This is a genomic window from Trichocoleus sp. FACHB-6 (assembly GCF_014695815.1).
Taxonomy (GTDB): Bacteria; Cyanobacteriota; Cyanobacteriia; order Cyanobacteriales; family FACHB-T130; genus Funiculus; species Funiculus sociatus.
On sequence record NZ_JACJOY010000066.1, the window covers coordinates 1 to 13,259 of the forward strand.

Consider the following 13,259-nt stretch of genomic DNA (forward strand, 5'->3'; position numbering starts at 1 on the left):
AGCTGTATGCCTTTTGCGTCGCCATCAGAAAGTTAATGTATTCAATAGCCGTATATTTGGGTGGATTCATTGCTTCCTTTTACCCCATCTTCAGCCCAACTGCGTAACTCCTGCCTTTAATAAAACGTTTAATTACTTATTGTCAAAATTTTTAACAAATTATCTGCCACAGTTGCGGCATAAAAATATTAGCTTATATTGTGTATCCGACCATTTTTAACAGAATGTTAAACGCCATAATCGGGACAAGTTGGCATATAAATCCCAGAGATTTCAAAAGCTTAACCATATCTGGCTATCATTATATGTTTACCACTACCACGATAAAGGCTTTCATCTCCGCAGATGGCAGGGTTGGGCAAGGCTTGTCCGGGTGAAGAACTAGAGGCAAAGGCAAGAGGCGATCGCTTCCGATAAAATTTGCCTCTAACCGTCCAAAACCAGGAAGATGTAAGCTAGATCGTGTTAAGATCCATCTCAATTCTGAAAACTGTGTTGGAAAGGTAAATTTAAATATGGAAGCAGCACTGCTATTGGCAAAACTGCCTGAAGCTTACTCCTTCTTTGATCCGTTGGTAGACGTTCTCCCGATCATCCCCGTGTTCTTCTTGTTGCTTGCTTTCGTTTGGCAAGCTGCTGTAGGGTTCCGTTAAACCCCAAATTCCCCTTTATAAAAATAAAGGATGTAGGGCGCAGCTCTACATCCTTTATTTTTGTTTAACCGCCCATCCCCATTGCCTTGCCAAAAGCGGGACGCTCTGAAAGACGCTTGATATAGTCCACAACGGCTGGATATTCGCTCAAGTCCAGCTTTAGCATTATTGGGATGTAAGCCAAAATTGACCCAACTGCTACATCGGCTACACTGAACTCGTCTCCCATTAAGAACGGTTGCCGCTCTAAGATGTCATTGAGCGGTTGCATTAACTTGGGCATCTCCCGTTCGCGGCTGGCTTCCACAAAAATTCCTGGCCCTAGTGTGGCATTGCTAAACATCGCCCACTGAGTAATTTTTGCTTTTTCCTCTAGGGAAGATGGCATCTTACCGTACTTTTCGGCTAAATACAGCAGAATTGCCCCCGACTCCCAAAGCTGAAAATCCCCATCCACAATCGCCGGGACTTTCCCCATAGGATTAATCGCCAGATAATCTGGTTGTCGGTGAGCGCCTGCTTGCATATCCAGCATGACAAATTCATAAGGGATGCCAAGTTCTTCCAAATACCACTTGACAATTGACGCGCGACTAAAGGCTCCGCCGTAGAGTTTCAACATGATCGTTAAACCTTAAAGAACTTTGTGAGTATGGGAGTGCTGTTTTACGTTGTCTTCCTTGCGGACAACGCGCTGAGCATTCAGTACCCGCTTGCGTTCTATGGAATAGTTAAAGTCAGTGCGGGTTGTTCCCACAGGGATATGAGACTGGGCTTCTGGGTGGGTTTTATAAGTGCGGGCAGATGCGATCGCGCGAAAAGCAAACTCGTCACTAAACTGCGCCTCTTCTGGAAAATCAGCGGGCTGGGTGAGTGTATTATCCTCTGTGAGGACAGCGCCCATCGTGGTAGCGATCGCCATCTGGTATGAGGTGGGAATTCCTTTGAGAATCGCTTCTAGGGCGGCTGAGGGGATGGGTTCAATTACTTTGACTTCACGAACTTCGCCATCTTCTTTGTAGAAGCAAGTGGCTAAGCCAAGCAGCAGGTAGTCATCTTCGCACAGATCCGGGGCGTTGGGATAGAAAGTTGCAGTTGTCATAAAGTTGTTTTCCTTAAGGATTCAAAACACCAACACAGCTTGATCATCGCTTGCATTCTACCAGATGGGGTTAGAGGGGAAGAGGATAGGCAAGGGATATATGTGCCACACAACCAATTCCCCGCCACCTCCTCCCCAATCCCTCTATATGCCAATCGCTTAAGCTTCACATAATAAACGGTTTCTCTGGACAGATAAAAAGCGAGCGCTTTGTTTGTCTGTAGAGGTTTCAGTAATGCTGTGGATTGGGGCTGTAGGTATTTAAAGGACATCCAAGCCTAATTGGATTGTCTGGGTGTCAATCGACCGCTTGCCAGACGCTTTACTTAAGTGACACAGAAGCAAGGCAGCGACTCAAAGCAAGGCGATAAAGTGATTCCAGATAAGTCCAAGATACCTTTGAAAATGATATGAACGTTCGCGCAATCCACTGTCAAGACCAAGCAAGACACCAACACAGTTATCCGATCTCATCGACTGGCGCGGCTCCAAGACGTTTACTTCGAGTCAAATCTGTATCAGTCGGACACGCGATAGAGTCAGATGGTTCGCTGCGCTCTCAGGCAAAGGAAAAAGCACAACAAGGCGATTACGAGAGCGCGATCGCTATCCTGACAACTTTAATTGAGCGCAACCCCATGAGTGCAGCCCAATACAATAACCGAGGGCTAATTTATTTTCAGAGCGGTCAAAAGGAAAAAGCGATCGCTGATTACAACAGAGCTTTGGAACTAGATCCCTACCTGGACAGTGCCTACAACAATCGCGCCAACTACTACGCTTCGGTGGGACAGATGGCAGAAGCGATCGCTGACTATGAGATGACCCTGGATCTCAACCCCGGCAATGTTCGCGCTTGGATTAACCAAGGTATCACCTTTCGGGATTTGGGATTGTACGACTTAGCGCTAGAGAATTTTGACCTAGTGATGGGACTAGGACAGCTGGAAGGTAACATTTATGCAGAACGCGGTCGCACCTACGAACTGAGGGGTGACTGGAACTGCGCGATCGCTGACTACCAGAAGGCTCTGGCGTTGCTTCCCCGATCTGGTGCAGCTGGACGCTTGCGCTTGGTTGTCGAAACTTGGATGATACAGTTGCTGAAACCTGCGATCGCCTGAAGAACAATTAAAAATAAAAAAATAAAAATTAAAAATTAGGCATTGCCCTTTTTTAATTTGCCATTTTCAATTCTTCTTCTTCAGTCGTGCTGCTATCCATCAAGACCACTTGACGCTGAGAGGGGTCTACACGATGGCTTTGCTCCTGCATAACGCTTTTGGCTTGCTGCGGGTCAAAATAACGCCTGAAGTTATCACTCAAGCGGTTGACACGTTTTTCTGTGCGTTTAACTTCCTCTTGAATGTCCGAGAGCTTTGCTTGCTGGGACATATGATAAGGCAACAGTTGCGCCAGCGCGGAGATCGCCGCCGATGAAAGCACTATATTTACAGTTAACTTAGCCGTGGTTTCCACGAGCGTCCCCCGGTTGGGATGGCGTCGCTGTTGTCGCTGCGTCCGGGGAACCGCCCGTTGTGGTACCGATTGCAGAGGAGGTCTTGTGGGTTCAATTGCATTCATAAGCGACAGGGGAATAGGGGCTAGGGAATAGGGGACTGGGGAATAGGGACTGGGGATTGGGGATTAGGGATTAGGGATTGGGGACAAAGAGGACAACGTTTTTCCCCGCTGCTCCCAACTCTTTCCCTGCTCCCCTATTCCCATCTGTTCCCAGTCCCTAGTACAACCAGTCCCTAATCGCTACTTGTACAGTTCCGTTGATAAGCGGATTGCCAGGATGCCGGGAATCAAGGCGGCAACTAAAGCAATAAAGACTTGGGTATCTGATATAGACATTGTTTACAAACTCCTTTTTCAGGTTTATAGTTCAACAATTTCGGCTAAATCATGCCTACTATAACTATCTTGTAACAAGATGCAACACACAAGCCTAAAAATTTTAACCCATATGTTTGCACAGCATCCTTGATTTCGTCTAAACTTTCCCGACAAAGGTTAAGCTTAATTAAGATAGCAATCATTTTGGCACGTTTTAGCCTTGAAATTATTGCTTTTAATTTGATATTTCCAGTTTAAACAGGCGTTAATGCTAGACCACATCCTGAACTCTCCGCTCAATGTAGGAATTGAAGCTCCCCTGGTACTGCTAGTTCTGGTGGCGTTAGAGGCGGTGCTGTCAGCAGACAATGCGATCGCCTTAGCAGCTATTGCACAAGGCTTAGAAGATAGCACTCTCCAACGTCGCGCTCTCAACTTCGGATTAGCAGTTGCCTATATCCTCCGAATCACCTTGATTCTGACAGCAACCTGGGTTGTTCAGTTCTGGCAGTTTGAGCTACTAGGTGCAATGTATCTGCTTTGGCTGGTGTTCCAATACTTTACTTCGGATGACGGGAAAGATCAGGAACATCATGGGCCGCGTTTTACTTCCCTTTGGCAGGCAATTCCGATAATAGCCTTTACGGATCTAGCTTTTTCCCTCGATAGCGTAACGACAGCGATCGCTGTTTCCAAAGATACCGCGCTTGTTATCGCCGGAGGTACGATTGGGGTGATTACGCTTCGGTTCATGGCGGGATTATTCATCCGCTGGCTAGATGAATTTGTGCATCTTGAGGATGCTGGCTACATTACAGTGGCGTTGGTGGGATTGCGACTGCTATTGAGAGCCTTTAACCTGGAGTCTTTTGCACCAGACTGGTTAATGATCTCCTGTATTGCGATCATATTTACCTGGGGATTTTCCCAGCGAACTCCCACGGAGACTCAAAAATAAAAAGGAAAAAAATTATGGCTAATGGTAATTAACCATTAGCCATTAGTTTATTTACTCGTACAGCCAAGATGTCAAACTTGGTTTCCAGCTGACGAGTTCTTCATCCTTAAACCAGAGGCTTATCTCCCGCTGTGCTGTCTCGATAGCATCAGAACCGTGGATGAGGTTGCGACCAATGCTAACTCCATAATCACCGCGAATCGTACCCAGTTCTGCTGTCAGCGGGTTGGTAGCACCGATAATTTTTCTTGCTGATGCTACAACTCCCTCACCTTCCCATACCGTCGCTACCACTGGACTAGAGGTGATAAACTCGACCAGACCAGCAAAAAAGGGTCTTTCCCGGTGAACGTCATAGTGCTGTTCTGCCAGTTCGCGGCTAACACTCATTAGCTTTAACCCAACCAGAGTGAAACCTTTGCTTTCAAAACGGCGGATGACCTCACCTACAAGGTTGCGCTGTACGCCATCCGGCTTAACCATGACAAATGTCCGTTCCAAGTTTATCTCCTTTGAATTTCACAAACTGATACAAAACTTAGATTAGACTAGAAGGCTTTTAAACGCAAAGGACAACCGAGAATAGCTTTTTCTTGGCGTACCTTGGCGAAAACCTTTTTCATTCCCAGTCTCTAACTGGGAATGAAAAAGGTTTTGTTAGCGAAGCGGCGCTTACGCACCGCTTCGCCTCACGCAATTGTGAACTTTTTTTAATTTTTACAAGAGGCAGAGCTTCTTGTGTATCGTTCCCAAGTTCTAGCTTGGAAGGAGATTGCTTTAGGTATGTCGTTCTAGCGCTAGTTGAACTAACTGATCGACCAATTCAGGGAAAGAAATACCACTTGCGGCCCATAGTTGGGGATACATACTCGTCGCTGTGAAGCCTGGGAACGTGTTGATTTCGTTGATTAAAATTTCGCCTGTGGCTTCGACATAGAAAAAGTCTACCCGTGCTAAACCAGCAGCATCAATGGCGGCAAAAGCTTTGAGAGCCAGGTCTTGAATTTGAGTAGCGATCGCATCTGGTAATGGGGCGGGAATCAGCAAATCTGCTTCTCCCTGAGTATACTTAGTTTCGTAGTCGTAAAAATCACTTTCAAAGGTAATTTCTCCCACTACAGAAGCTTTGGGATTATCGTTGCCTAAAACGGCACATTCTACTTCTCGCGCTACGACACCTGCTTCTACAATCAGACGACGGTCGTAGCTGGCGGCGTTATCCAAAGCAGTTTCTAACTCAGTGCGCGATCGCACTTTGCTAATTCCCACCGATGAGCCTAAATTTGCAGGCTTGACAAAACACGGATAGCCCAAAGTTCCTTCAATTTCGTCGCAGAGTTTCGGGAAAACACAAGGATTAGACCAGACCTGCGACCTATTGACAGCAATATATTTTACCTGGGGTATTCCCGCATGGGCAAAAGCCATTTTCATAGCAATTTTGTCCATCCCGATCGCGGAACCTAAAACCCCACTTCCCACAAAGGGAACCTGCATTAATTTCAGCATTCCCTGAACCGTGCCATCTTCCCCATTAGGGCCATGTAGGATCGGGAACCAGACATCTATCTCAGCAGCTTGGGAGGGAGATTGCCAACGGTTGAGTTGTTGAGTGTTGGCGGTTGATATTTCGCTACTGGCGATTGGAGATGGAGAATCAGGAGTTGAACTTTCTAATTGTAGGGGTGTTCGTGATTCTAAAACTTGTTGCGCCAATTCCCCGGCTTGCCACCGTCCATCTTTGCGGATGTAGAAAGGCAGGATTTCGTACTTTCCGGTATTTTGGTCTGCACTTAGGGCTTGCGCGATCGCTCGTGCTGATGAGAGCGAAACCTCATGTTCTCCGGAACAACCGCCAAACAGCAACCCAACCCGCAATTTTTTCATTTTTTTCTCCTTGGCACTCCTGGGAGCCGATAGCCTATCATAGCTGGATGGCTACAACGACCTCCAGCTGTTTAAAACCTAATTAGCACGATTAGTAGCACCAATCGGGAAGAATACGATCGCTAGTTGCCTTCAAGAACGCACTACCACTTTCCAAGGATGTTGGATACTTGCAGCTTCTTCTGGCTCCAGAACAGCAATCCGCCATCCTTTACCCCAAGGCCGCGCCAAGACAACTTTATCAGGATTTGCTGCTTTGACCTTTTGCGCCGCTGTCGTTGTTAGTTCGCCGACTGCGATCTGTTCAACTGCGGAAGGTACAGTTGTGACTGGAGCCTTAACTGGTTCTGCTGCGAGGACTGGTGGAGTGACAGCTTGAAGAGTGGGTTTTGCAGCCGTGATTGGTGTCGTAGGGGTTAGAGTCTGAAGAGTGGTTTTTTTACTCTTTAGCTGAAGCGGTTCCTGTTTAGGAAGCAGGAATTGACGAGTGCTAACACCGAGTAAGTAAGTAAAGCGACAAGCTAACCAACCGACGCTACCAGCCGCAATTGCCGACCAATACACCAATATCAGGGTGTTGTATAAGGCGTAGGCTAAGCGAGGGGGAAGATAAACCGCTTCTTGTAAGTCCCGTCGCAGGAGTGGGAGGCGGGAGTTTACTTCGAGTTTCCACAATGTAACAAATGTTTTCATCTGATTAACTTTTTTCTTTGACCATATTGCCTTTTAGCTGGACGTAATCCTGGCAAATTAGCCCTAAGTCTTCAAAACAGATGCAAAACTGCTTCATGCTCTGACCCCGGACGTGGAAAATAGGCAAATGTCTTCCTCTGGTCAAGAGTAATATTTTCCGCCAGATGAAGTGTATTTATACATTTATTGTAAGAATGCCCAACGACTAAAGTTGCGGCTATAGAAACTTAGCCCGACGCAACGGGAGGCTAATATTTATCCTCCCGTTGCGTGGGCTTGGCTCGTAGAGCATTGAGGTTAAGGCGCTGTGGGAGTAAATTTTACTCTCTGGCTAGGATAGGCATAGGCTAACAGCAAGCGACTGATAGCGCCTCACCTGTCAAACTAAAAGGGCGAACTTGGGTAATTTTCACAGGCACTATTTTACCTTTGAGTTCGTTAATATCACCTGTGAAAAAGGTAAGGCGATTGCCGCGAGTGCGTCCCATTACCTGAGTTGGGTCTTTGGGATTTTGGTCTTCTACCAGCACTTCTTCGATGCGTCCAAAGTAGCGCTGCGACGCTTGAGCCGCTTTTACATTAACCAAGTGATTGAGACGTTGCAAGCGATCGCTCTTGACTTCCTCACTCAGCTGATTTTCCCACAACGCGGCGGGCGTACCCGGACGCGGCGAATAAGCAGCAGTATTCAGAAGGTCAAAGCGAATATCCTCAACTAGCCGCAACGTATTCTGAAACTGTTCCTCTGTTTCCCCAGGAAAACCGACAATCGCATCAGCGCTAATCGCCGCATCCGGCATATATCGCCGAATGGTATCAATAATGCGGCGATATTTCTCCTGGGTGTAACCCCGCGACATTGCCTTGAGAATGTCGTTATCCCCAGACTGGAAGGGAATATGGAAAAGTTCGCACACCTTGGGCAATTCCGCACAAGCGCGAATCAAGCGTTCTGTGAAATAACGCGGATGGCTGGTAGCAAAACGGAGGCGTTCAATCCCCGGCACATCATGCACATAGTAAAGCAAATCTGTCAAGGTGTGCTGATGACGACCTTCGGCTGTCGCCCCAGGCAAATCCCGTCCATAAGCATCAATATTTTGACCCAGCAGCGTCACTTCCTTGTACCCCTGACGGCCTAATTCCTCCATTTCGGCGCGAATCGCCTCCGGAGTCCGAGATTGCTCAACGCCCCGGACGTTAGGAACCACGCAGTAAGTACAGCGCTCATTGCAGCCATAAATAACATTCACCCAAGCCGTCACCTTGCTGTCGCGGCGAGGTTTGGTGATGTCTTCCATAATGTGGACTTCTTCTGTCGCCACCACCTGATTGCCATCAAAGACTTGTTGAAGCAAATCTTCAAGGCGGTTGGCGTGTTGTGGCCCCATAACTAAGTCTAGTTCTGGCACCCGCCGCAGCAATTGCTCTCCTTCCTGCTGAGCAACACAGCCAGCAACTATGAGGGTCAAATCGGGTTGCTCTTGCTTGCGCTTTGCCTGTCTACCCAGGTAGGAATAAACCTTTTGTTCGGCGTTATCCCGAATCGTGCAGGTGTTGTAGAGGATCAGACTGGCATCGTTGGGGTCTTCTGACCACTCAAAGCCCATATTTTCCAATATGCCAGCCATGCGCTCTGAGTCGGCTTTGTTCATCTGGCAGCCGAAGGTGGTGATGTGATAGCGGCGGGGAGAAGTGGTCATGGATGGCTAAAACAAATCCGTGGAAATGGGAACTTTATATCTCTTTGTATATCTTACCTACCCAGAGAATCCAGGTTGGTCGCCCGCAGCCTATTTAAACACAAAACTTTAGCGAAGCCAATTTGTATATAGCAATCCAGGGGTTCAGATACCCAACTTCTTACATAAGTCGGGTATCTCGCCTTCACGAATCATTTAGGAATGCTATAGCTGGCAATGTTTACCCTACTTTAGCTGCATGTCCTACGAGCAAAGATATTTAATGCTCTTGCCCACGCATCGCACCCCCAAAGTGAAAATCTAGGATTTTTTATTCTGATAAAAGAATACGGCAAGCCGAACTGTCAAGTGTTTATTCTACGCATTAAAAAATATTTTTTGGCATCCCAAAACTTAATCTGGTTAACGATTTCAGGATTTTATCCTGATAGTGCATCAAAGAGTCCGAATCAGGGAATAGAAGCTCTGACGAGACATCTACTATGCGCCTTTACAGTTCCATCTTATTCTCAAGTTTGTTAGTTACTGGCTTAGCGGTTAACTTGCATGCCGTTGAAAAACACTCTGAAAATCTGCAACAAACGTCTTCGGTTCAACAACAGTTATCCGCTCATGATTCTAGCCAGGACAGCGCCCATCGCGGTAGCGGACGGAAAGGACTAGGTAGTGTCGCGATGGCTGAAAGGAGTTTTTAAACTCTTGACTAGACATAGAAAAAAGCCCCAAATAATTAGGCTCCGATGGGTATTTTTTCTATTTTTACAGAGCCGAAGTAGAGCAGTCGGATTTTGAATTTTGGATTTTGAAACTCTTGCCATCGGTTGTTTTAGGGAGCCATACGTCGCCAATCTTTTTTGTAATGGTATCTGAAATATAACTTGGGATTGTTAACAATAAGCTCATTTAATTTAATCAAATGAGCTTAGAGGATGTTTTAAAAGGGTCAAATTGGGTTCTGAAAGCTACCTTAGAAGGAGACTAAGTAGCCTCAACCGTTGATTCTATCGTAGTAAAGCCTGAGTAGTTGAAGTAGCCAAAGTCGGTCAAGGAGACTTTTAAAACATCCTCTTATTGTTTTATTCTTTTTGCTTTTGTATATAGCATTCCTCAGTTGGGTGGAGTATATCGTAATTGTGACCTTCGGGCGACCTTGGTAGGGACATGGCAATGCCATGTCCCTACAGATGTATCGCACCCAACCCTAGAATTGCGATATAGCAGTTATGAATGATTCGTAAAGGCAAGATACCCGACTTCTTACAGAAGTCGGGTATCTTAACCCCTGGCTCACAGCTCAAATAGGATTGCTATAAGCGCTTTTTTTGTTGATAAGATAGGTAACTTGGGATTAGGAGTTATGAGTTTTAAATTAATAACTCCTTGGCTCCTAATTTAAGCAGGTTTCCAGGTGCCGTGAAAGCCCATAGGAACAACGCTGGGTAATGCTAAACGACAAACTGGTTGATCGTCTAAGCGATCGCTATCCATAACCCAGACTTCGCTAGTATCAGAATTGCCATCGTATACCACAGTTAACACCCAACCCTGTGCAGGATTCAAGGCATCAGTCACATAGATGGGTTCGGTGGGATAGCGATTTTCGCCCAAATCAGTTTCTGTGAGATTACCAGTTTGGTTGTCGAAACGTGCGATCGCTCCCAGAATTTCTTTACCAATATCCGCCCCTTCCCGAAATACTGATAGATAGGTATGAGGCGAAGCTTTCCCCACGTATTGCTGAGGAACTAGCGGAAATTCGCCGGGTCTATTTAACAATTCTTGCACAGAAATTGCCTTGCCCGTTTGCGGATTTAATCGTACTTGGTAAAGCGTTGGTTTAGCAGGTGTGTGAGTTTCGCCACTCGCTATTTCTTTGAGATACTGATTCGTCTGAAAATCTGCATAGTGTACAAAATCTACAATAACCATCCCATCAGTATCAACATAACCATTACTAAAATGCCACTGATACCAAGGATCGGTTTCGCTGCGACTCACCACAGATAAGGTGTCGCGATCAACAACTAAAATCTGAGTACCGAGTTTAGGTTGCCACTCTAGCGAATCGCTATAGCTACTGATTCCCGCCAACACTGGGAGGGCTTTTAATCTCACTGGGGGAACAAAAAACACTAGATACTGCCCTGCGAAGACAAAATCATGCACTAAGGGGATACCATCAAGTTGAACTTCTCCCTTTTGCAGAATCTTGCCAGTAGAGTCGCTTTTATAGATATTCAGCTTGCCGTTCATTCCAGCTACGATCCCAAAGTTGAAAATTTCGCCTGTTTGAGGATCTCGCTTGGGGTGAGCTGAATAAGGCGCTCCCGCATCCAACGCAGCTAAATCATCCAATCCCGAAGTTTCCAGAGTTTGTAGGTCGAGGGCGTGAGGTTGCCCACCTTCCCAAAGTGCTAACAGTTTATCAGGCAGCGCCAGGACTGAGGTATTAGCGGCGTTTTTGATGGGTTTGAGCCATTGATTCCAGATTGGCCCTGGTGCGGTCATGCCATAGTTGCCATAGAGGAATTTACCCGCTGCGGTTTCCTCTTTGTATCCTTTTGTTTGTACGTAGCGATAGAGTCCGGTAGCGCCGTCATCTGTGAAATGCACTCGCAAAATTGCCCCATCGCCATCAAACCAGTGTCCCACGCGAACCTTTGGCTCACGTTCTAAGCGTCCAGGGCCATTGCGATACAGGGTACCCCGCAAACCTTCGGGTATTTTGCCTGAAATCAGTGGTAATGGGGTGAGAGGAAATTCTTTCGCTGGCGGGATGAGGGCTTTCGCCCAAGCTTTCTGCGTTGATGGTTTAGTGGCGGTTGTCATTGTTGAGCGATATTAAGCACGTTCTCTCTTTATTTTGAACAATTTTGTCGGAGTGCTGCTATCTGTAGCAGGTGCGATCGCTAATAAACTTTCTTGTAGGGTAGGCGGGACACCTGCCACTTTTTTGTTGACAAATAGCCATTTATGTGAATCTGAAAAACGAAGACGCTGGCACTCTCGGTAAGTAGCAAAGCTCTAAAATTAGTTGGATTATTATTGCAATTTCGTTACAATGCGTCTTCTAGAGATGCGATCGCGGTTTCCTATTATTAGAGGGAAATTGCGATCGCGATCGCAAAAAAAAATAGGTTTTATGAAAAAACTGATTAAAGGTCTGCGCCAGTTCCAAAGCGGCTACTTCAGCACGCACCATGAGTTGTTTGAGCAACTCGCTCACGGTCAGAAACCGAGAGCGCTATTTATCACCTGCTCAGATTCGCGTATCGACCCGAATTTGATTACTCAAGCTGGTGTCGGCGAACTATTTATTATTCGCAATGCTGGTAACATGATTCCACCCTTTGGCGCAACCAATGGCGGCGAAGGCGCAGCGGTTGAATACGCCGTTCATGCTTTAGGTATCGAGCAAATTGTTGTCTGCGGTCATTCCCACTGCGGCGCAATGAAGGGACTGTTGAAATTGGACAAATTAGCTGAAGAAATGCCACTAGTTTACGAATGGTTAAAGCACGCAGAAGCAACTCGGCGGCTGGTTAAAGATAACTACACAAACCTCTCTGGGGAAGAACTTCTGGACGCCACCATTGCTGAGAACGTGCTAACCCAAATCGAAAATCTGCGGACTTATCCAGTAATTCGCTCCAAACTTCACCGAAAACAGCTATCTCTCCACGCTTGGGTCTATCAGATTGAAACAGGGCAGGTTTTGGAGTACGATCCTGTTCTTCACGAGTTCGCGGCACCCTACAGTGAACTTCCCTCCTATGATGATCAGCCTGTAGTATCTAATACTGAACGAATTCCATCCATGCGGTTATCTTCTGAGCAAGCAGAACGAATTTACAGGGGTTCTGCCGCGAGATAAAGGTGCGGATTATAAACCTTTTATCTGCTGGTATCTGCGATTTTAATTATTAGGAACCAGCAGCATCCTTTCCTCTATTTCTTCCCAAGTTTTGGGCGATACTCGCACCGCTGCTTGTTTGCACTGCATATGGAACGCCTGCGATTTAGGAAGATAAACGCACTCAGGAAAAAAGGCTCCCTAGTTTTCTAACACTTCGCTTTTGCCAAACTTAGCAAAAGATAAACGACAGAATCAGTTAAAGTCTTATTCAACTGGACGAGCGCTAATTTGAACGGCGATTACGGTTTCGGGAAAACTTTAACAATAAACTGATAACTTGTACAACTATCAGTAAACTCAGGAGTTACGCAGTTGGTACAAGAGTCAGCCAAGGAGCCGCTAAGTAGGAACGCACCGCCTCCCGAACAATACTGGCTTTGGACTCATACCAACTAATGCCAGTATTAAACCAATGCATCTCCAGGCGTAGAAACGCTCGAATCGCCAAACCAATGTGATTGCGTTGAGCACGAGAAGAACGCACTTGGGCTTTTTCAACCCCACA

13 protein-coding genes and 1 pseudogene are annotated in these 13,259 nt (G+C 46.4%); 4 read left to right on the top strand and 10 right to left on the bottom strand.

Going from position 1 to position 13,259, the window contains the following annotated elements:
* The first annotated feature begins 515 nt into the window (after positions 1-515).
* Positions 516-653: a photosystem II reaction center protein K gene (locus tag H6F66_RS12575; RefSeq protein WP_190421686.1), complete on the top strand. Its 138-nt coding sequence runs from the start codon at positions 516-518 to the stop codon at positions 651-653.
* 64 nt (positions 654-717) lie between these two features.
* On the opposite strand, the gene H6F66_RS12580 is transcribed toward H6F66_RS12575, so the two are convergent.
* The gene (locus tag H6F66_RS12580; protein ID WP_190421688.1) at positions 718-1,275 is read right to left on the bottom strand and encodes a glutathione S-transferase family protein; all 558 of its coding nucleotides are present in this window, start codon (positions 1,273-1,275) and stop codon (positions 718-720) included.
* A 12-nt stretch (positions 1,276-1,287) separates the two neighbouring features.
* Positions 1,288-1,755: a hypothetical protein gene (locus H6F66_RS12585; protein WP_190421690.1), complete on the bottom strand. Its 468-nt coding sequence runs from the start codon at positions 1,753-1,755 to the stop codon at positions 1,288-1,290.
* 410 nt (positions 1,756-2,165) lie between these two features.
* Here H6F66_RS12585 and H6F66_RS12590 point away from each other — a divergent pair, with 410 nt between their 5' ends.
* Positions 2,166-2,879: a tetratricopeptide repeat protein gene (locus tag H6F66_RS12590; RefSeq protein ID WP_190421692.1), complete on the top strand. Its 714-nt coding sequence runs from the start codon at positions 2,166-2,168 to the stop codon at positions 2,877-2,879.
* 52 nt (positions 2,880-2,931) lie between these two features.
* Here the strand turns inward: H6F66_RS12590 and H6F66_RS12595 are convergent, their stop codons facing one another.
* Positions 2,932-3,339: a hypothetical protein gene (locus H6F66_RS12595; RefSeq protein ID WP_190421694.1), complete on the bottom strand. Its 408-nt coding sequence runs from the start codon at positions 3,337-3,339 to the stop codon at positions 2,932-2,934.
* Positions 3,340-3,519: 180 nt separating this feature from the next.
* Entirely contained in the window at positions 3,520-3,615 is a 96-nt protein-coding gene (psaM, locus tag H6F66_RS12600; RefSeq protein WP_190421696.1) for a photosystem I reaction center subunit XII, read from the bottom strand.
* A 250-nt stretch (positions 3,616-3,865) separates the two neighbouring features.
* Between psaM and H6F66_RS12605 the strand changes: the two genes are divergently transcribed.
* The gene (locus tag H6F66_RS12605; protein WP_190421698.1) at positions 3,866-4,555 is read left to right on the top strand and encodes a hypothetical protein; all 690 of its coding nucleotides are present in this window, start codon (positions 3,866-3,868) and stop codon (positions 4,553-4,555) included.
* Between the two features lie 51 nt (positions 4,556-4,606).
* Here H6F66_RS12605 and ndk read toward each other — a convergent pair whose 3' ends face one another.
* The 5 genes from ndk to H6F66_RS12630 all read right to left on the bottom strand — a co-directional run bounded on the left by ndk (position 4,607) and on the right by H6F66_RS12630 (position 11,667).
* Positions 4,607-5,056, bottom strand: a complete 450-nt coding sequence (gene ndk, locus H6F66_RS12610) for a nucleoside-diphosphate kinase (RefSeq protein ID WP_190421700.1) — start codon at positions 5,054-5,056, stop codon at positions 4,607-4,609.
* A 276-nt stretch (positions 5,057-5,332) separates the two neighbouring features.
* Positions 5,333-6,442: a D-alanine--D-alanine ligase family protein gene (locus H6F66_RS12615; RefSeq protein ID WP_190421702.1), complete on the bottom strand. Its 1,110-nt coding sequence runs from the start codon at positions 6,440-6,442 to the stop codon at positions 5,333-5,335.
* A gap of 132 nt (positions 6,443-6,574) precedes the next feature.
* Complete coding sequence (locus H6F66_RS12620) at positions 6,575-7,135, bottom strand: hypothetical protein (protein WP_190421704.1); 561 nt, start codon at positions 7,133-7,135, stop codon at positions 6,575-6,577.
* 347 nt (positions 7,136-7,482) lie between these two features.
* Complete coding sequence (gene miaB / locus H6F66_RS12625; RefSeq protein WP_190421706.1) at positions 7,483-8,838, bottom strand: tRNA (N6-isopentenyl adenosine(37)-C2)-methylthiotransferase MiaB; 1,356 nt, start codon at positions 8,836-8,838, stop codon at positions 7,483-7,485.
* Positions 8,839-10,230: 1,392 nt separating this feature from the next.
* Positions 10,231-11,667 carry a carotenoid oxygenase family protein gene (locus tag H6F66_RS12630; RefSeq protein ID WP_190421708.1) on the bottom strand — a complete coding sequence of 479 codons (1,437 nt, stop codon included), beginning with the start codon at positions 11,665-11,667 and terminating at the stop codon, positions 10,231-10,233.
* Positions 11,668-11,980: 313 nt separating this feature from the next.
* On the opposite strand from H6F66_RS12630, the gene H6F66_RS12635 reads away from it, so the two are divergent.
* Complete coding sequence (locus tag H6F66_RS12635) at positions 11,981-12,712, top strand: carbonic anhydrase (protein WP_190421710.1); 732 nt, start codon at positions 11,981-11,983, stop codon at positions 12,710-12,712.
* 346 nt (positions 12,713-13,058) lie between these two features.
* Here the strand turns inward: H6F66_RS12635 and H6F66_RS12640 are convergent.
* A pseudogene (locus H6F66_RS12640) lies at positions 13,059-13,259 on the bottom strand (IS701 family transposase); the annotation flags it as partial.

Bases quoted from the DNA above. Each gene is read 5' to 3' on its own strand.
- H6F66_RS12575 (WP_190421686.1), top strand. From the start codon at position 516: ATGGAAGCAGCACTGCTATTGGCAAAACTGCCTGAAGCTTACTCCTTC.
- H6F66_RS12580 (WP_190421688.1), bottom strand. From the start codon at position 1,275: ATGTTGAAACTCTACGGCGGAGCCTTTAGTCGCGCGTCAATTGTCAAG.
- H6F66_RS12585 (WP_190421690.1), bottom strand. From the start codon at position 1,755: ATGACAACTGCAACTTTCTATCCCAACGCCCCGGATCTGTGCGAAGAT.
- H6F66_RS12590 (WP_190421692.1), top strand. From the start codon at position 2,166: ATGAACGTTCGCGCAATCCACTGTCAAGACCAAGCAAGACACCAACAC.
- H6F66_RS12595 (WP_190421694.1), bottom strand. From the start codon at position 3,339: ATGAATGCAATTGAACCCACAAGACCTCCTCTGCAATCGGTACCACAA.
- psaM (WP_190421696.1), bottom strand. From the start codon at position 3,615: ATGTCTATATCAGATACCCAAGTCTTTATTGCTTTAGTTGCCGCCTTG.
- H6F66_RS12605 (WP_190421698.1), top strand. From the start codon at position 3,866: ATGCTAGACCACATCCTGAACTCTCCGCTCAATGTAGGAATTGAAGCT.
- H6F66_RS12615 (WP_190421702.1), bottom strand. From the start codon at position 6,442: ATGAAAAAATTGCGGGTTGGGTTGCTGTTTGGCGGTTGTTCCGGAGAA.
- H6F66_RS12620 (WP_190421704.1), bottom strand. From the start codon at position 7,135: ATGAAAACATTTGTTACATTGTGGAAACTCGAAGTAAACTCCCGCCTC.
- miaB (WP_190421706.1), bottom strand. From the start codon at position 8,838: ATGACCACTTCTCCCCGCCGCTATCACATCACCACCTTCGGCTGCCAG.
- H6F66_RS12630 (WP_190421708.1), bottom strand. From the start codon at position 11,667: ATGACAACCGCCACTAAACCATCAACGCAGAAAGCTTGGGCGAAAGCC.
- H6F66_RS12635 (WP_190421710.1), top strand. From the start codon at position 11,981: ATGAAAAAACTGATTAAAGGTCTGCGCCAGTTCCAAAGCGGCTACTTC.